Source organism: Dehalococcoidia bacterium, from assembly GCA_030648205.1.
Lineage (GTDB): Bacteria > Chloroflexota > Dehalococcoidia > JAUSIH01 > JAUSIH01 > JAUSIH01.
The window spans coordinates 17992-35233 of record JAUSIH010000029.1 but is presented as its reverse complement, the minus strand read 5'-3'; the positions used below and the strand labels follow the sequence as shown (position 1 = coordinate 35233).

At 66.0% G+C, this 17242-nt stretch carries 18 protein-coding genes; 6 read left to right on the top strand and 12 right to left on the bottom strand.

What is annotated here, in order from left to right; genetic code table 11:
- Positions 1-54 precede the first annotated feature (54 nt).
- Positions 55-381, top strand: coding sequence for a hypothetical protein (locus tag Q7T26_03285; protein MDO8531181.1), 327 nt, complete (start codon positions 55-57; stop codon positions 379-381).
- Between the two features lie 456 nt (positions 382-837).
- Positions 838-1260 carry a nuclear transport factor 2 family protein gene (locus Q7T26_03280; protein MDO8531180.1) on the top strand — a complete coding sequence of 141 codons (423 nt, stop codon included), beginning with the start codon at positions 838-840 and terminating at the stop codon, positions 1258-1260.
- Here the strand turns inward: Q7T26_03280 and cbiB are convergent.
- The 7 genes from cbiB to Q7T26_03245 form a co-directional block, all read right to left on the bottom strand.
- Complete coding sequence (cbiB, locus tag Q7T26_03275; GenBank protein MDO8531179.1) at positions 1250-2194, bottom strand: adenosylcobinamide-phosphate synthase CbiB; 945 nt, start codon at positions 2192-2194, stop codon at positions 1250-1252. The genes Q7T26_03280 and cbiB overlap by 11 nt on opposite strands.
- 62 nt (positions 2195-2256) lie before the next feature.
- A complete protein-coding gene (locus Q7T26_03270; protein MDO8531178.1) occupies positions 2257-3147 on the bottom strand; it encodes a trypsin-like peptidase domain-containing protein in 891 nt (296 codons plus the stop codon).
- A 16-nt stretch (positions 3148-3163) separates the two neighbouring features.
- Positions 3164-4369 (bottom strand): DNA replication/repair protein RecF, encoded by a 1206-nt coding sequence (recF, locus tag Q7T26_03265; GenBank protein ID MDO8531177.1) that lies wholly within the window; start codon positions 4367-4369, stop codon positions 3164-3166.
- Between the two features lie 68 nt (positions 4370-4437).
- Positions 4438-5172: a twin-arginine translocase subunit TatC gene (gene tatC, locus Q7T26_03260; protein ID MDO8531176.1), complete on the bottom strand. Its 735-nt coding sequence runs from the start codon at positions 5170-5172 to the stop codon at positions 4438-4440.
- Positions 5173-5190: 18 nt separating this feature from the next.
- Entirely contained in the window at positions 5191-5541 is a 351-nt protein-coding gene (gene tatB / locus Q7T26_03255; GenBank protein ID MDO8531175.1) for a Sec-independent protein translocase protein TatB, read from the bottom strand.
- Between the two features lie 47 nt (positions 5542-5588).
- Positions 5589-6290 carry a Maf family protein gene (locus tag Q7T26_03250; protein ID MDO8531174.1) on the bottom strand — a complete coding sequence of 234 codons (702 nt, stop codon included), beginning with the start codon at positions 6288-6290 and terminating at the stop codon, positions 5589-5591.
- A gap of 119 nt (positions 6291-6409) precedes the next feature.
- On the bottom strand, positions 6410-7672 hold the full coding sequence (locus Q7T26_03245) for a pitrilysin family protein (GenBank protein ID MDO8531173.1): 1263 nt from the start codon (positions 7670-7672) through the stop codon (positions 6410-6412).
- A 268-nt stretch (positions 7673-7940) separates the two neighbouring features.
- On the opposite strand from Q7T26_03245, the gene Q7T26_03240 reads away from it, so the two are divergent.
- The gene (locus tag Q7T26_03240) at positions 7941-8885 is read left to right on the top strand and encodes a carbamate kinase (protein MDO8531172.1); all 945 of its coding nucleotides are present in this window, start codon (positions 7941-7943) and stop codon (positions 8883-8885) included.
- Positions 8863-10257 (top strand): cyclic 2,3-diphosphoglycerate synthase, encoded by a 1395-nt coding sequence (locus tag Q7T26_03235; GenBank protein ID MDO8531171.1) that lies wholly within the window; start codon positions 8863-8865, stop codon positions 10255-10257. Before Q7T26_03240 ends, Q7T26_03235 begins: the two co-directional genes overlap by 23 nt.
- Before the next feature lie 18 nt (positions 10258-10275).
- Here the strand turns inward: Q7T26_03235 and Q7T26_03230 are convergent, their stop codons facing one another.
- Positions 10276-11442 (bottom strand): MaoC family dehydratase N-terminal domain-containing protein, encoded by a 1167-nt coding sequence (locus Q7T26_03230; protein ID MDO8531170.1) that lies wholly within the window; start codon positions 11440-11442, stop codon positions 10276-10278.
- Positions 11443-11532: 90 nt separating this feature from the next.
- Positions 11533-12759, bottom strand: coding sequence for a MaoC family dehydratase N-terminal domain-containing protein (locus tag Q7T26_03225; protein MDO8531169.1), 1227 nt, complete (start codon positions 12757-12759; stop codon positions 11533-11535).
- A gap of 413 nt (positions 12760-13172) precedes the next feature.
- On the opposite strand from Q7T26_03225, the gene Q7T26_03220 reads away from it, so the two are divergent.
- Entirely contained in the window at positions 13173-13820 is a 648-nt protein-coding gene (locus tag Q7T26_03220; protein ID MDO8531168.1) for an MBL fold metallo-hydrolase, read from the top strand.
- A gap of 236 nt (positions 13821-14056) precedes the next feature.
- Complete coding sequence (locus Q7T26_03215; GenBank protein ID MDO8531167.1) at positions 14057-14464, top strand: PPOX class F420-dependent oxidoreductase; 408 nt, start codon at positions 14057-14059, stop codon at positions 14462-14464.
- A gap of 14 nt (positions 14465-14478) precedes the next feature.
- Here Q7T26_03215 and Q7T26_03210 read toward each other — a convergent pair whose 3' ends face one another.
- The 3 genes from Q7T26_03210 to holB form a co-directional block, all read right to left on the bottom strand.
- Entirely contained in the window at positions 14479-15111 is a 633-nt protein-coding gene (locus Q7T26_03210; GenBank protein ID MDO8531166.1) for a phosphatase PAP2 family protein, read from the bottom strand.
- Between the two features lie 41 nt (positions 15112-15152).
- Positions 15153-16073, bottom strand: a complete 921-nt coding sequence (gene ricT / locus Q7T26_03205; GenBank protein ID MDO8531165.1) for a regulatory iron-sulfur-containing complex subunit RicT — start codon at positions 16071-16073, stop codon at positions 15153-15155.
- An 84-nt stretch (positions 16074-16157) separates the two neighbouring features.
- Complete coding sequence (gene holB, locus Q7T26_03200) at positions 16158-17231, bottom strand: DNA polymerase III subunit delta' (GenBank protein ID MDO8531164.1); 1074 nt, start codon at positions 17229-17231, stop codon at positions 16158-16160.
- Positions 17232-17242 lie beyond the last annotated feature (11 nt).

Genomic DNA, 17242 nt, shown 5'->3' with positions numbered 1-17242 from the left:
TGACATTTTGATCCTGTAACGTTGATTAGTTCCACTATTATGGAGGGTGCGCCAATGCGAGCGACGTTTTCGGTCATTCGGTTCAAGGGCGGCGGCAAGTCTATAGAACAGATCATCCTTACTGCTGAATTCAGAGAGGAGGCAGGGGAGTGGCTAGCCGAATGTCTTGAATTGGGCACGGCGACATATGGCAGCACCTTGAAAGTAGTGCGTAAAGAGCTTACCGGCGCGGTACTGCTTCAATTGAACCAAGTAGAGCAGATGGGTTTCAGCAAGGAGTTTCTTGCGGACCACGGAGTCCATCCAAGCGTTATTCGTCCACCAAAATCATCGTCCTCACGCAAGGCCTCTTGGGCAGCGCCAGTGGCTGCGGCTGTGTAATCTGCGTGCATGAACATTAGCGGCAAGGGTCTGATACAGCTTCTCAAAAAGGACAAATGGCAACGCCGTGGGCAAGCTACCCACGGCGTTTTTCTTTTCAAACAGTTTCCAGGCGAGAGATATCCACGCACTACTGTGATACCAGATAAGAACGACGGCCTTCCTAACGGCACACTTGCAGCCATCCTGAGCGTCAAACAGACTGGCTTGGGCAGGTCCGGGCTACAAGAATTGATATCCAAATACAAGCGTTAGGGCGAGATTGCATTTGCTTTGTTGCAATCCGTCTTGAGAGATTGATAGCTTGTGGCGCACGTGTCATGCTTACTATGTGCCTAAGCGTTCGAGTAAGACAAAGCCACAAGACAGTAATCGACTGGCGGCCTTCCCCGCGCTCCCTTGCCTGCGGTGCGCCTATCCCCCATAATGGCGGCACATCGGCGCGGGAGGCAGCGTATGAGCGACTATCCGTACCTGGACGTACTCAAGCGCTACTACCAGGGATGCAGCGCGGGCGACGTGGTCCTGATGAAGAGCGCGTTCGCGCCGAACGTCGTCCACTACTTCCCCCTGCGTGACCCCGTCCGCGGCGCCGACGCCCTCGCGGCCCACTGGCTCGATCTGCACCAGCGCCTCGGCGCTACGTGGGCCATTGACCGCACCGTGGTACAGGGCAACGAGGCGGTCATGGAGTGGACCATGCGCTTCATACCTCGCGGGGCCAGCCATGCGGTGCTTTGGCGCGGCGTGGACTGGTGCGTCTTCCACGAGGGGCGCATCAGCGAGATCCGCGCCTTCTACCATCACCCCATCGAGCCGCGCATCACATCGGAACTGAAGGATTTCCCGTACCGCCAGCGGGGCTATCCTACCCTGTAGCCAGCGCTCGCAGCGCGGCGGCCATCCCCAGCGCAATGAGCAGGCCGAGCGTTGCCGCCACCCACATGATGCGCGTCGCGGAGCGGATGTCGTCGGGCCGCGGCGGGCGCCCTTCCACGGAAGGGCCGAGCGCGTAGTGGCCGACTTTCTCCAGTCGCACGCCGAGCGCGCCCGCCATCGCGCTCATGGTCCAGCCCGCGTTGGGACTGGCGGTCACGCCGTGGTCGCGCCACATGACGCGCCATGCGCCCCGGCCGTCGCAACCCGCCACGACGCTGGCGGCGACGATGAGCAGGCCGGTCAGCCGGGCCGGAACGAGGTTCGCCGCCGTGTCCAGCATGGCCGACGCCTTGCCCAGCCACTCGTACCTTCCCCGATGTCCCACCATGCTGTCCAGCGTATTGATGGCGCGGTAGATGACGGCGCCGGGCACGCCGAACAGGGCGAAGTAGAGCCACGGGCCGATGAACGCGTCCGTGCTGTTTTCCGCCACCGACTCGACCGCAGCCGACGCCACCATCTCCGGCGCAAGCTGCGCCGTCTCCCGTCCGACGATGGCCCTGACGGCGTTGCGCGCGCCCTCAAGGTCGCCCGCGGCCAGCGACGCGCGCACCCGCTCCGCGGAGGCCGCCAGCTCCCGCACGGCGGAGACGCCTTTCAGGAGCAGCGCGCCAACGATCACGTAGGCGACCGCGCTCACGCCGCGCGCCGCCGCCACGGCGACAGCGGCCACGCCGCCCGCCACGACGGTCACGATGATGGCCATGCCCAGCCCGTACACGAACTCTCGCGGTGGGCTGGCGCGCGGGGCCAGCCGCTCCAGCAGGGAGATGGCCTTGCCCATCCATACGACTGGGTGCAGCGGGCGCGGCGGCTCGCCGAAGGCCGCGTCCAGCGCGGCGGCCAGTCCCAGGATGAGCAGGTCGGTCAGCATGGGGGTCTACCTACGCGCAGGCGAGGATGGGGCGCGCCATTGAAGGGGGATGACCGTGGGGGCTAGTTCCCGCGCAGCAGGTCGGGCAACACCGCGCGGATGCCGTCTATGGCCGTCGCGAAGTTCAGCCCCTCCGCGGTCTGGGCGGTTCCCGGCGGCGCGAGGACTCGCTGCGTGATGATGCCGATGACTTCGCCGTCCAGGTTCACCAGGGGGCCGCCGCTGCTCCCCGGGTTGGCCGCGGCGTCTGTCTGGATATAGGTCAGGTTCGGAGTCCGCTGCACGCGGATGGCCGAGACAACGCCGTAGGAGACCGTGGGCGGGCCCGCGATGCCCAGGGCGTAGCCCACCGCGACGACCTCCTCGCCGGGCCGCACCGGCGCGGACAAGCCCAGCACCGCGGGCGTGAGGCCGCCCGCGGGAATCTTCACGATAGCCAGGTCCCTGACCGTGTCTCTTGCTATCACCTGTCCCGTCACCGGCGGCGCGTCCTCCATCACGATCGTGACAACGCTGGCCGAGACGACCACATGATTGTTGGTCAGGATATGTCCGGCCCCGTCCAGCACGATGCCTGAGCCGGTGACGCGCGCCTGGTTGTTGATTATCCGCACCACGGACGGGCGGACCTTCACGATGGTCTTCTCCAGAACGTTTCCCAGCGTCACGGGCCGCGGCGTCGGGAGCGGCGTAGGAGTTGGAATGGGAGTCGGTGTCGGGGTGGGCACGGGTGTGGGTGTGGGTATGGGAGTGGGGGTTGGGATGGGAGTGGCGGTGGGAGTCGGTGTCGGGGCGGTCACGGTGGCCATGACAGCCTCTATCCGTGCCAACTGCTCGTTCTGAAGCGTCAGTTGCTTCTGCATGTCGGCCAGGCGGTCGTCGGCGCAGCCAGCCAGAAGCGCTACCGCGCTGATGAGCGCCGCAACTTCCAGAGGCAGCCGCAGAGCCGTCAAACTTTCCCCTCCCGCATCACGGCGACCGCTCGCGCACCTCGGCGGGGAGGCGTTGCGCCTCCACACGGCCATCCTGCACCCAGTATACAGTAGCGCGCTCCAGGAACGCATCATCGAAGGGGTCCATATCCGTACATGTAATGAGCACCTGCTCAAATCGGCCCATCGCGCTCATCAACTGCCGGCGGCGTGGCGTGTCCAACTCCGAGAAGACGTCGTCCAGAATGAGCACCGGCTTGTCGCTGCGGCGCGCCTCCATGAACGCAGCCTCCGCCAGCTTCATGCTCAGGGCGATGGTCCGCTGTTGGCCCCGGGAGCCGTACATGGCCATGTCCACGCCCTCCACAAGAAAGGAGAGATCGTCCCTGTGCGGCCCGACGAGCGACATGCCCGCCGCGATGTCCCGCGCCACGCCTTCCGCCAGGGCGCGACGGAAGGCCGCTGCCACGGACGCTGCGCTGGGTACAGTGGGCAGCGGAAGGGCGGGCCGGTACTCCGCGTCCAGGTCTTCCCGCCCCTCGGTCAGATGCGCGTGGACCTCCCGCGCCCGGGGGCTGACCTCGGCTACGAGGTCGCGGCGCATCAGCATCAGGGCCGCTCCCTGCTGCACCATCTCGTCGTCCCAGAAAGCAAGCTCCTCGCGCCGGGCGCGTCCCTCCTGCACCGCCTTCAGCAGGCTGTTGCGCTGCGCGACCACCTGGCTGTAGCGGGCCAGTACCTGCCGGTAGCGCCGGTCAACCTGGCTCGCCGCCGTGTCCAGATAGCGGCGCCTGTCGGATGGCGAGCCGTCCACCAGATGTATCTCCGTGGCGCTGAACAGCACGGCGATGAGCTCGCCGACGGCGTCGCTGGCGCGTTTGGTCAGGCCGTTCACGCGGACGCGCTTCTGCACCAGTGGCCGCTGGCCTTCCGCCGGTGCTGGGGGCGCCTCCCGTCGGGCCGCGTGCAGCACCACCTCGATGGTGGTAGGGCCGCGAGTCGTTGCTATCTGTCCCATGATGCGCCCCGCGGGAATGGGGTCGGTCCACGCATCCCATCGCACCACCTCGCGCTCCGCCTCGGCCCGAAAGGAGCGGGTGGTCGCCAGGAAGTAGGCGGCTTCCAGGAGGTTCGTCTTGCCCTGCCCGTTGCCGCCCCAGAAGATGCAGACGCCCGGAGGCAGCCCAATCTCCAGGTCCGCGTAGTTACGGAAGTTGGATAGAGACAGAAGTCGGATATACATGGGTTTTGCCCATAGCCTTCCCCGCGTCCGGCCTATTGTAGCTGGCGCTCGCTTGAGCGGTCAAAGCGCTAGGAGGCGGACTCGCTGGCGCGTCGGCGCTGCCGCGCCGCCAGGCGGGCCAGCAGCACCCCGACTTCGTAGAGCGCAATCATCGCCACGGCGACCAGCGTCTGGGTGATGGGGTCCGGCGTGGGCGTGATGACGGCGGCTATGATGAACGCAAGCACGATGAAGAACTTGCGGAAGCGCCCAAGCGCCTGGGGCGTCACGATGCCCAGACGGGCCAGGAAGTACATGACCAGCGGAGTCTCAAATACAATCCCCACCCATAACATCATGCCTAGGACAAGGTCAACATAGTTGCTTATTCGTATCTGGGGAGTGACAAGGTCGGCGCCAAAAGAGAGCAGGAATTTGAGGGCGGCGGGCAGCATGAGGAAGTAGCAAAAGAGGGCGCCTATCACGAACGAGACGACCGCCGCGGGCAGGAAGATGTACAACCACCTGCGCTCCTGAGGCCTCAGGCCGGGCGCGACGAACATGACCACCTGGTACAGGATGAAAGGCAAAGCGAGGACGAAGCCAGAAAGCAGGGCTACCTTGAAGTAGGTGCCCAGCATTTCGGTGACTTCAATGAAAACGAGCTTGATGTCGCCCGCGGGCACAAGGAGCAAGCGGAATATCCGGTCGGTGAAGATCAAGGCGAGGAGAGTGGCCACACCCAGGGCGATGACGACCTTGATGAGGCGGGAGCGCAGTTCGCGGAGGTGCTCCGTCAGTGTCAGGCTTCTGTCTTCGGGCACGGCTTAAATCATCTCCGCCTAGCGAGGGGTCTGCTGCGGCCTGGGCTCGCCCTGGCTGACGGGCTGCGGCTGCTGCGCCTGGGCTGTCCCGGGGGCTGCCGGCGGCGCCTGTCCCTCGGCGGGCCTGGCGTTGGCGACGGGCGCGGCCGGGAGCTGGGCGCTCTGGCGCTGCGCGGCTATGGTCTCTCGCGTCTTGCGGGCATCCTCCGGCTCCTCCTCCGTGAGAACGCGGGTCGTCTCACGAAGCGCCTGCTGCACCTCACGCACCGACTTGCCGACGTTTCGGGCGACATCCGGCAGCTTATCGGGGCCCAGCACGAGGAGCGCCACCACGAGGATGACGAGGACCTCCATCCACCCGATGCCCATGAAGTCCACGATCGTGCCCCTTCAACCGTTCGTTGGCGCTCAACCCATTATAGCGAGGACGGGCGCCGTATGTCAGACCGGAAGCCCGTTGTTGCGCCAGCCGCGTCCGTGCAGCGGGCACACGCGCGTGGGAGAGCGGCCGGGCTGGCCTGGGGAAGCGCGAACCCCGCCTGCCGCAGCAACGCGCACAGGTGCAATAAAGGGAGGCCCACCACGTTGCAGTAGCAGCCCACTACGGCGGACGCGGGGGCGAAGATCGGGTGTTGAATGGCATACGCGCCCGCCTTGTCCAGCGGGTCGCCGGACGCGACGTACGCCGCAATCTCGGCGTCGGTGTAGGCGCGCATGGTCACATGGCTCACGGCGTGGTTGACCACGTCCAGCCTGGGGTGCAGTCGCACCAGCGCGACCCCTGTGATGACCCGATGACGGCGTGCCCGCAGACGCCGCAGCATTCGGCGCGCGTCGTCGGCGGAGCGGGGCTTGCCCAGCATGCCCCAGCGGTCCGCCACGATTGTGTCCGCCCCTATGACCAGCGCGTGCGGATGACGCTCCGCTACCGCGCGGGCCTTGGCGTGGGCGATGCGGCATGCCGTCTCTTCAGGCGTGGCGCCCGGCGGGACGGCCTCCTCATCCACATGCGGCGCGACGACGTGGAACGGCACGCCCCAGTGCGCCAGCAGCTCCTTGCGCCGGGGTGACGCCGAGGCGAGGACGAGCGTTTGCCCTGTCTCTTTTGCTGTGGGCATATCCCTGCCTGGCAAAATAAAAGAGCGGCGGACCCGCCGCTCTTTTGCCGCACACCAGCGTTCCGCTTGCAGCGGGGGCTGGTGTCTTGCTCCCGTGGGGCTGGCGCCGACGCGATGCCCTACATCTTGAGGAGGGGGAGGAACCGCTTGTCGCTCTTGTACGGGCCGACGACGGCCAGATTGAGCTTGTCCTGGACCAGGAGTTGTCGGGCTACCCGTTGGACATCCTCCAACGGAACAGCATCCACCTGCTGCACCGCCTCGTCCACCGTCTTGACGCGACCCAACAGGGCCTCCTGCGAACCCAGCCATGAGGAGACGCTTCGCGTATCCTCCATCCGCAGGAGCATGCGGCCCTTCGTCAGGTCTTTCGCCTTTTGGACCTCCTCCTCACGCACGTCGTCGCGGATGCGGGCCAGCTCCTGCAGAATGGCCTGCAGGGCGTCTCCGATGCGCTTGGGGTCAACGCCCGCGAAGACGGCGAAGGCCCCCGTGTCCAGGAGGTGGTTGTTGTAGCTATAGACGTCGTAGGCCAGGCCGCGCTTCTCCCGTATCTCCATGAACAGGCGGCTGCTCATGCCGCCACCCAGAATGATGTTTAGGATGTTCAGGGCATACTGGTCCGGGTGGGACAGGTAGACTCCCGGAACGGCCAGTATCAGGTAGGCCTGCTCGGTGCGGCGGTACTCCACCTTCACCCGAGGGCCGTGCTGCCCGTTCAGCGCGGGGAAGAAAGGCCGCGGCGTTGCGGGACGCCAGTCGCCCAGGGCCTTGCTCACGGCGTCCACCACCTCGTCGTGGCTGATGTTGCCGGCCACGCTGACGACGGTGTTGCCCGAGCCGTACTGCTGGGCCAGGTAGTTCACGGCATGTGCGCGCTCAAACGAGCTGACGGTCTCCCGGCTGCCGCCTATCTCACGGCCCAGGGGCTGGCCCGGCCAGACCACCTCGTCAATGAGAACGTCCACCCGCTGGTGGGGGGAGTCGTTCACCATGTTGATTTCTTCGATGACGACCTGGCGTTCCTTGACCACGTCCGCGGCGTCAAACTTGGAGTTGCGGAGCATGTCCACCAGAACATCCAGAGCCAGAGGGAAGTGGGGCCGGGGCACCTTGCTCCAGTAGATGGTCAGCTCCCGGTCGGTCCCGCCGTTCAGGACGCCGCCCACGCTCTCGATGGCCTCGCTGACCTCTTTCGACGTAGGCCTGCGCTGCGTCCCTTTGAACATCAGGTGCTCGATGAAGTGCGAGATGCCTGCCTCGCGGTCCTCTTCGTAGCGTGATCCCGCGCCTGTATAGAAGCTAAGGCTGACCGAGCGGGTGTGGGGCATGGACGAGGTGAGGATGCGTAACCCGTTGTCCAGGGTGGTCTTCTGGTACATAGTATCCTTCATCCTGCGGGCGATGCGATGGGGGAATGCGAACGCGACATAAACTGTGAGTACCCTTCATTTTACGGGAGCCGCCCCGCGCCGTCAACCGGGCAGTGCTCTCTCTAGGGGGTTCTGTGATTCGGAGCTTGTACCGCGGAGTCCGCCGTGTCATAGTGACCACATACCGCGCGCGATGGTCCCGATTGCTTGGGGGCTGACCAGACAGGGCCATTGAGAGCGTACACTTGAAAGGGAGACCCAGGGGGTAAGGTACGCGATGATCCCCACGCGTCCCATGGCCGTCGTCGCGCTGGGCGGACACGCGCTGCTGCCGAAGGGCGAGAAGCCGACTGTCGCTGGGCAGTTCCGCGCGTGCCAGCGCGCCATGCGCCACATGATGGTCCTCTTCCGCCGCGGCTGGGATGTGGTGCTCACGCACGGCAACGGCCCGCAGGTGGGCAACATCCTGCTGCGCTCTGAGATCGCCGCGAAGAAGGCGTACCCCATCCCGCTCTCCGTGGCCGTCGCCGAGTCCGGCGGCGAGATCGGCTACATCATCCAGCAGTCGCTGCACAACGAGCTGCGGCGCTCCCGCCTCCCGCACGCCGTCGTCACCGTGCTGACGCAGGTGCTTGTTGACCTGAACGACCCCGCGTTCCACATGCCGACGAAGCCTATCGGCCCGTTCTACACGGAGCGCCAGGCGAGGCCGCTGCGGAAGCGCGGCGTCCCGCTCGCGTTCGCGGACGGGTATGGCTGGCGGCGCGTGGTCGCCTCGCCGAGGCCGCTGCGTATCGTGGAGGCTGACACCGTTCGACGCCTCGCGGCGCAGGATGTGGTGGTCATCACCGCGGGCGGTGGTGGCATCCCTGTCGTCGAGCGCGGCGGCAGGCTGGAGGGCGTGGACGCGGTGATAGACAAGGACCTGGCGTCGGCGTGCCTGGCGGTGACGTTGAGGGCGAAGCTGCTCATTATGCTGACGGACGTGCGGAAAGCGGCGCTGTGGTACAACACGCCCAGGCGGAAAGACATTGACCGCATGACCGCCGCACAGGCGCGCCGCTACCTGGCTGAGGGTCACTTCCCGCCCGGCAGCATGGGGCCCAAGGTGGAGGCCGCCGCCGACTTTGCGGAGCGCACGGGCTGTCCCGCGCTCATCACCACGCCGGAGGCGTTAAAGGCGGCGCTGGAGGAGAGAGATGGCACGCGTATCGTCCCCTGAAGTTGAGCTTCCGCTACCGTTCGTCCCGACGAAGCGCCGGCCGTTGCGCGTCATCATCCTGGGCGCGGCGGGCCGCGACTTCCACAACTTCAACGTCGCCTTCCGCGACAAGCCGGAGTGGCGCGTGGTGGCGTTCACGGCGGCGCAGATACCGGACATCGCCGGGCGGGTGTACCCGCCGTCGCTGGCGGGCGCGCTCTACCCGAAGGGAGTGCCGATTCTTCCGGAGGATGACCTGTCGAATCTGGTGCGCCGCCTCCGCGCGGACCTGGTTATTCTGGCGTACAGCGACCTGCCGCATACGGAGGTTATGCACAAGGCGTCCATCGCGCAGGCGGCGGGCGCGAGCTTCGCGTTGCTGGGGCCGGCGCATACCATGTTGCGTTCGGCGTTGCCTGTCGTGGCCGTGTGCGCCGTGCGGACGGGCGTAGGCAAGAGCCCGGCGTCGCGGCGCATTGTGCAATGGGCGCTGGAGCGTGGCCTGCGCCCCGCGGTCATCCGCCACCCGATGCCGTACGGCGACCTGGAGCGGCAGGCGGTGCAGCGCTTCGTCTCGCTGCGCGACATCGACGCCGCCGACTGCACCATCGAGGAACGTGAGGAGTACGAGCCATACGTGAAGCTGGGCGTGCCCATCTACGCGGGCGTGGACTACGCGCGCATTCTGGCGCTTGTCCAGAAGGGCGCCGACTTCATCCTGTGGGACGGTGGCAACAACGACTTCCCGTTCGTGCGGCCCGACCTGCTGATCACGCTCGTTGACCCGCACCGGCCCGGCCACGAGTTGGCCTACCACCCGGGCGAGGTGAACTTCCGCATGGCGGACCTGCTCGTGGTCACGAAGGCGGACAGCGCCCCGCGCGAGGGGCTGCGGCAGGTGCTCGCCAACATCCGCGCGCTGCGGCCTCGGCGGCCCCACACGCTCGCCGACCTCGCGACCACGGTGAACAGGCCCGACCTCGTGCGTGGCAAGCGCGTTCTGGTGGTGGAGGACGGCCCCACGCTCACGCACGGCGGCGCGCCGTCCGGCGCGGGCGCGCTGGTGGCGCGGCGGCTTGGCGCGCGGGCGGTGGACCCGCGCCCGTACGCGCAGGGTTCGCTGCGGGAGGTGTTCGCGAAGTTTCCGCACATCGACGCGGCGCTGCCCGCGATGGGCTACTCGCCGGCGCAGGTGCGGGAGCTTGAGGCGACCATTCGCGCCACGCCGTGCGACACGGTGATTGACGCGACGCCTGTCACGCTATCGCGGCTGGTGAAGCTGAACAAGCCGCTGGCGGAGGTGGACTACGAGCTGCGGGAGCGCGGCCCCGTGCTGGAGCACGCTCTCAATCGCTTCGTGGAGCGCGCGGGGCTTAAGGACAAACGGCGGTAGCTTGCGCGCGCCACTCCGCTAGTCGGCGGCTCCGGGCGGCAGCTTGGGCAGCGGCGGCAGCATGACCGGCCCGCGCTCACGTGAGGGCAGGCTGGCGGTGGTCGTGCCGGGCATCAGAAGCTCGCCGCGCTGATTTTTTATCCAGAGCTCGCAGTCCACGAGGTTCTCATCACCCGCTCTGCGTTTCCCGACCACCTTTCCTCGTATCCAGCAGGTGTCGCCGTGCAGGTTGAAGCGCCGCGACTCGCCTTTCACGCGGCGGAGGAACCCGTCGTCCCCAATCCAGTTGGTCATCATGTGGGTTAGCCATGCGACCCGCTGAGCGCCCACGTCGAAGAGGTCGGGCGCGCCGAACGCCCGGCCCATTGTCGTTTCCCAGTGGATGCGCTCGGGCACGTCAGGAGTGTTGGTTTCCGGGTCCGGTATGTTGGCGCCCGGGTGATCCTTGAAATACTTCCACCGCAACCGGCTCGCCAGCGCCAGCGGCGCTCCCGCCCCGCAGTACCAGGCGATCACTTCCGTCACCGTGAACGGGCCTTTGACCATCGGCGGAAGCTCCTCGCCGATCTGCGTGTCCTCCCAGTACCGCGGCTCGCGTCCGCGCTGCACCTCCGCGGCGTACCCTTCGTCAATGTGGCGCAGGTCGTCCGGGCTGTAAACCCACCGTTTCCAGCCCTCGTACCGTCGCCCTCCTGACGAGCCTTTCGTCTTCCCCTTTTCGAACCGGCGGACCGCGCCCAGGTGGACGGCGATAACCTCTCCGCGCTGGTTGATATGCGGAGACTCGTTGATCTGGTCGAAGGCGCGTCCCGCGTGCTCGCTGGAGCGCTCGATGAAGTCCTTCAGGCCAGCCTTCCGGACGATGACGTCGCCCGCGCGCACCGGCCGGAACCACTCGTAGTCGTCCCATATCTGCACGCCCGCCACGCCCGGCAGGCCCATGGGCAGTCCGCCGCCGCGACGGGTCGTCTCCAGGTAGGCCGGCGGCGCGACGATGCCCCCCCAGCGCGTCCCCGCGGCGTACGCGGGGTCGTTCCACAGGGGATTGTCATCGCCGATGGCCCGGGAGAAGTGCCGGATGGCGTCTTCGCTGGCGACCTTGTTCCACGGAGCGATGGCCCTGTACTTGCCTTTCCTCTTCAGCAGGTGCGCAATGGCCTCGTCGGTGAGCCGTGATTCAGGCATGGTGATACACTCCTTCGGTCAGGCGTGAGGGGCCGCATCCCGCCAGCCTGTCACAGGCTGGCGGGACTCCACTGTGTTTTAGGGAACGGGCTAGGCATAAGGTGAGACATCGCTTGGGATGCGCGTAGGAATTTTGACCGGCCCGGCGGTCCGCGAGGGCAGCAGCACCTTCGCCTTGCCTGGCGCGGTCAACTCGCCGCGCTGGTTCTCCGCCCAGAGGTCAAGCTCGACGACGTGCTCCCCCTCCTCGACGTACTTGTTCGCGACGCGCCCCTTTATCCACATCGTGTCGCCGTAGAAGCAGAAACGGCGGAGTTCAACGTGCAGCCATCGCAAAAAGCCGTCGTCTCCCATCCAGTCGGTCACAGCGTGGGATAGCCATGCAATCCGCTCACCGCCGTAGTCGTAGTACGCCGGCAGGCCGGTCTCCCGCGCCATCTCATGCTCCCAGTGCACGCGCATGATGACGTCAGGGAAACCGTACTTGGTCAGCGGGAAGGCGTTCGGGTGGCGCTTGCGGTACTGGTAGGCGCTGCTGTGTGCCCTGTGGAACTCGTTGCGGTGTCCGGTGCCTTCGCAGAACACGATGTACGCCGTCGCCGTCCACGGCCCCTTCACCACGGGCGTCAGCTCCTGTCCCACCGTCACGTCCTCCCAATAGCGGGGGTTGGCGCCGCGGATCTCCTCTTTGGCGTAGTCGGCGTCAATACGCGCCATGTCCTCGGGGGTGTATGTCTGGGTCTGGATGTCCTTGTATTTCCCCGCCTCTCGCGCGTTGTGACGCTCCACCCGGATCTGCAGCGTGTGGCGCGCGCCGACAAGCTCGCCGTTCTGGTTGTGGTATACGCGGTCGGTGGTCATATGAACAGAGCGCGTGCCGGTCATCCGGCTGCCCTTTGGCTCCACCTTCGCCATGCCGCCGCGCACCGTGAGGCGGTCGCCGCGACGGACCGGGCGGAACCACTCGATATCATCTCCCGAGTAGAACGAGTGCACGCCGGCGAGGCCGCCGCCCTGTCCGCGCTCCCGTTCCTCAGGCGTGAGCTTCTTCTTGTTGGCAATGCCCATCTGCGTCATCATGGTCGGGTGCGCGATGAGGTCTCCCCATCGCGTCTTCCGGGCGTACTCCACGTCCCGGTACAGCGGGTTGAGGTCGCCGATTCCCTCCGAGTAGTTGCGGATGGGGTCTATGTCCGCATACTCCCAGCCAGGCCGGTCCTGGGGCATCTCAATGCCGATGCGCCGCCTCGCCGCCTCAATGGCTTCGTCGGTGATGAGGCCCTCTACTCCCTTGGGCTGCGACACCTTCTGCTGCATGTCAAATCCTCCTTTGAGGTCTGTTTTCTTCCGTCACTCAGAGCAGGGCTGCGCCAGAGCGGCGTAGCAAGAGCGGGGAGCGTTGACGATGATGACCAGTCTCCAGAACACACGAGTCGCTATGCCCATGCTTCCGCATCAATAGAGGTCCAGAACGCTGGGTGTCAACTCCGGGAGACCACGAAGATGCCGGCAAACAGGAAGTTAGCCGAATTATACAATGTAAGTCAAGGGCTGAGCAGCGGGGGTTCCGCTTGATTGTCGCTGATGTTGCGTTTGGACTTACCTTTAGCGCCAATCAGGAAGGAACAGGCCTTGCACAAGTGTTCTCTTGGCTGGCCGCTTTCAGCGTGCTATAGTCGTGGCGTGACCGCCAGGCTTCCGCCTGAATCACGCGCCAGGAGGTGTCGCCGATGAAACTCAGATGGCTGGGGCATGCGTCCTTTCTCATCACCGCCGCCGATGGAACACGGATTATCACGGACCCCTACATGTCGGGCGGCCCGCTGACCTATGCGCCCATCGCGGAGTCGGCGGACATCGTGACGGTCAGCCACGAGCACGGGGATCACAACAACGCGAGCGGGATAAAGGGCAATCCCCAGGTCGTCAGAGGGCCGGGCAGCAAGACGATCCGAGGTGTGGTCATCAAAGGTGTCGCCGCGTTTCACGATACCGTTCAGGGCAGGCAGAGAGGCCCCGTCACCATCTTTTGCATCACGGTGGACGGCGTGCGCATCGCTCACCTTGGTGACCTGGGCCATGCGTTGGATGAGAAACAGCGCCAGGAGGTCGGCGCGGTGGACATCCTGCTGACGCCCGTGGGCGGCACCTACACCATCGAGGGGCATACCGCGTCCCAGGTGGCTGACGCGCTGAAGGCCAGGGTGACTGTGCCCATGCATTTCCGCACCGCCCGCTGCGGCTATCCCATCAGCGACGCCGGAGCCTTTTTGAAAGCACGCTCGAACGTCCGAACGGTGGACGGCAGCGAGGTTGAGTTCACGAAGGAGCGCCTGCCCGGAGCGGCGGAGACGGTCGTCCTGAAGCCCGCCCTGTAAGCGGCGAAGGCCGCTCGCAGGATAACCGACGAATTCAGTCTCCCGTGGTGGGGCGTGTGCGCCGCGGCATGAGCGGGCAAGTCTGCCACTGTTTCTCTTCTGTCTCCAGGAACGCCACGCTTTGGACCTTGTCCGCAGCATTGCTTTATGCTATCTTTAGAATAGTCTTAGCGTTGGTGGACGTGTTCGCCCCGGTGGCGGACACCATTCAAACAGCCCAAAGGAGGCCTGACACCGTGGCAACCACACTCTCAAAAAAGGCGATTGATCTGCTGAAGAAACCCGTACTGGCCCACGTGGTGACGCTGATGAAGGACGGCTTGCCCCAAGTTACCCCCGTGTGGGTGGACACGGACGGCGAGTACGTCTTGGTCAACACCGCGGAGGGTAGGCTCAAGACCAGGAACGTGCGGCGCAATCCGCATGTCGCGCTCTCCGTGGTGGACGCCGCCGACAACTACGTCACTTTGCAGGTCCGGGGCAAGGTCGTGGATATCATCACTGCGGGCGCGGACGCCCACATTGACAAGATGGCCAAGAAGTACCTGGGCAAGGACACTTACCCATTCCGCCGGTCCAGCGAGGTGAGGCTCATTCTCAAAATCAAGCCGGAGAGGGTCGGGGGGTCGGTTGCACAAGCGTAGCCCCGAGCGGCGCTCTAACTGACGCGCGAACCAGCTATCCGCTGGCGCAATGCCAGCAGCCCGCCCAGCGCCAGCGCGCCCAGGAGAAAGCCGCCCGCCACGTCGCTGGGCCAGTGCGCGCCCAGGTACACCCGTGAGAGTCCGGTCAGGGCAATGAGCAGGACCAGCGCCACCTGCGCGCCGCGACGCCAGGCTATGCTGCCCGGCAACGCCGCGACGACGAAAAACAGGAAGCCGTAAAAGGCGAAGGCGTGCGTGGCGTGGCCGCTGGGGAAGCTGAAGGGCAGCAGCTTGTCGTAGTCCTGCACGAGAGCCGTCTCAGGGCGCGGACGGGCAATGACCATCTTGACGACGACGCCCGCCGCGTCCGCCAGAAGGGTAGCCGCGGCGAACACGGCGTCCCAGCGGCGTCCGACCACGTACAGGCCCCCCGCCACCAGGAGCGTAATCGCCAGCGCCACAGGCCCGTACCCGATGAGGCTGACGCTACGGAGGACTCCATCAAGGGCTGACGGGCGCCAGCCCTGCGCCAGGTGCGTCAGCGCCACGTCGCCGGGGAGCGCGGGCGAGGCATACGCCATCACGGACAGGGCCACGAATGCAACGGCGCCCGCGAGCGCCAGGGCCGCCTTAATCTTGGGACTCACGCGTCTTAGCGTATCACGGCGACGTCTCCGCCGCCAGAATGCTACTCCGGTTTGCCCTGCTCAGGGGCCTTGGCGCAAGGCCCTCCACCGCCGCAGGGCCGGAGCGGCCGGTCGTCCCGCTCGACCACCATGTTGCTCCGCTTGATCTGGCCCAGGGGTACCTCAACGACAGTGTCTTTGTCCTGTTCATGGAAACGGACGGAGACGGTCTCTTTGACAGGGTGCCCCACCACGACGACGCCCACGCCCTGCGGCGTCGTCACCCGCTCGCCCATCTTGGGGAACTGCTGATTGATCTGCCGGTAGGTCTCGTACTCGTAGCGCAGGCAGCAGCGCAGCCTGCCGCAGGCGCCCGCCAGATTGCCCGGATTCAGAGGCAGGCCCTGCTCCTTGGCCATCTTCATCGAGACGGGATTGAAATCGATCAGCCAGGATGAGCAGCAGAGCTCCCGCCCGCAGACGCCGACGCCCCCGATGACTTTCGTGCAGTCCCGTGCGCCCACCTGCCGGAGGTCCACCCGGGACGTAAAACGGGTGTTGATCTCCTTGAGAAGACTGCGGAAGTCCACACGGGTATCGGACGTGAAATAGAATGTCAGCCGCGACTCGTCAAGGGTGTACTCAGCCCCCAGCATCTTCATCGGCAGGCCCATCTCCGAGGCCTTTGACTTGCAGATGCCAAAGGCCTCGGATGCTTTTTTTTGCAGTTCGTCCCGCCGGGCCAGGTCTTCAGCGGTCGCCTTGCGCGCGACCGGCTTCAGCAGCTCCTTCAGCTCGCTGAACAACACCTGGTCAGGGAGGATGGCCACCCACCCCACCTCCAGACCGCGAGCCGTCTCCGCCACGACCATGTCCCCCGCGCGAAGGTCCAGGCCCGCCGGGTCGAAATAGGCCATCTTGGCCGCTTTCTTGAAGCGGACGCCCACAACCTTCTGCTGAGTGCCCGCGGATGGTTGGGTCACAGGTCTACCGTCCCTTTCTGGCTACTATGAACGCAGCCTCGGACGTTTCCATCAGTATATCGCCCACGCACCGCCGCAAGCTCATCAGGCCTCGCTCTGGACTGTCTCGGGGGCGCGCACCTGCTGGCCCGCAGTCCCGGCGTCCACGCGGGGCATGGCTAGCATCAGCACGTCCAGGGCCAGGCGGGGCGTCACGTTGGCCTCAAGCGCGGCGGCTGTCTCGTCAAGCCGTCGCAACGTCGCGGCGATCTCGCCCAACTCCAGACGCGCAGCCTGGGCCTCTGCCGCCGTGTGCCTGTCCAGGTTTGTCGCCCACTCGCCCATGCCCGTTTTCCACAGCAACAGGTCCCTCCACCACTCCCGCCACAGCTCCAGGACTGCCCGTCCCTCCTCCCGGTTGCGCCTGAACAGAGTCTCCATCTCGGTTGCGAAGGCGAACCGTTGCTCTCTATCCGCCTCCGTCAGCCCGAACACCTGGTCCAGCCGCTCCTCCCGCTTCTGGAGCAGCGCCCCGTCGGCGGCGACCGCGAGCGCCCAGCCGATGCGTCCCTGAGCCAGCCGCGCGACGCGCCGGGCCTCCTCGTCCGCCATGCCCCGCTCCCGCAGCGCCGCCTGCACGTCCGCCTCCGCCAGCGCCCGCAGCCGGATAGGCTGGCAGCGGGAGAAGAGCGTGGGCAGAAGCTCCCGCTCGTTCGCCGTCAGCAAGATGAGCAGCACCTGGGGCGGCGGCTCCTCCAGCGTCTTCAGCAGACGGTTCGCCGCTGGCGCCGACAAGCGCTCCGCGCCGTCCACGATGAATACCCTGTATGTGCCCTCGAAGGGCCGCAAGGCGGCCAGGCGCTGCAACTCCTCCACCTGCTCAAAACCGATCTCTGTGCGCTCTTTGCGTTCCGCGCGCTCCTTGACATCCTTCACCCCTATGGCCAGGACGCGCACGTCGGCGTGCTTGCCCGCGCCAATGCGCCTGCACGACGCGCACTCGCCGCAGGGCGGCTCCGCGGCGGAGCAGTTCACGGCCTGGGCCAGAGCGCGGGCCAGCGTACCCTTGCCCACGCCTTTCGGCCCCACGAAGAGGTAGGCGTGCGCCAGGCGTCCCGTCGCCAGCGCGCGGCTGAGCTGGACAACAGCCTCCCGATGGCCCACCAGGCCCCACCCCACGATAGCTCCTC

What these genes read in the sequence shown, in the direction of transcription:
- Q7T26_03225 (MDO8531169.1), bottom strand. Translation starts at nt 12,759, where the DNA reads ATGCAGCAGAAGGTGTCGCAGCCCAAGGGAGTAGAGGGCCTCATCACC.
- Q7T26_03285 (MDO8531181.1), top strand. Translation starts at nt 55, where the DNA reads ATGCGAGCGACGTTTTCGGTCATTCGGTTCAAGGGCGGCGGCAAGTCT.
- recF (MDO8531177.1), bottom strand. Translation starts at nt 4,369, where the DNA reads ATGTATATCCGACTTCTGTCTCTATCCAACTTCCGTAACTACGCGGAC.
- cbiB (MDO8531179.1), bottom strand. Translation starts at nt 2,194, where the DNA reads ATGCTGACCGACCTGCTCATCCTGGGACTGGCCGCCGCGCTGGACGCG.
- Q7T26_03250 (MDO8531174.1), bottom strand. Translation starts at nt 6,290, where the DNA reads ATGCCCACAGCAAAAGAGACAGGGCAAACGCTCGTCCTCGCCTCGGCG.
- Q7T26_03230 (MDO8531170.1), bottom strand. Translation starts at nt 11,442, where the DNA reads ATGCCTGAATCACGGCTCACCGACGAGGCCATTGCGCACCTGCTGAAG.
- Q7T26_03280 (MDO8531180.1), top strand. Translation starts at nt 838, where the DNA reads ATGAGCGACTATCCGTACCTGGACGTACTCAAGCGCTACTACCAGGGA.
- Q7T26_03220 (MDO8531168.1), top strand. Translation starts at nt 13,173, where the DNA reads ATGAAACTCAGATGGCTGGGGCATGCGTCCTTTCTCATCACCGCCGCC.
- tatB (MDO8531175.1), bottom strand. Translation starts at nt 5,541, where the DNA reads ATGGGCATCGGGTGGATGGAGGTCCTCGTCATCCTCGTGGTGGCGCTC.
- Q7T26_03235 (MDO8531171.1), top strand. Translation starts at nt 8,863, where the DNA reads ATGGCACGCGTATCGTCCCCTGAAGTTGAGCTTCCGCTACCGTTCGTC.
- Q7T26_03240 (MDO8531172.1), top strand. Translation starts at nt 7,941, where the DNA reads ATGATCCCCACGCGTCCCATGGCCGTCGTCGCGCTGGGCGGACACGCG.
- Q7T26_03245 (MDO8531173.1), bottom strand. Translation starts at nt 7,672, where the DNA reads ATGTACCAGAAGACCACCCTGGACAACGGGTTACGCATCCTCACCTCG.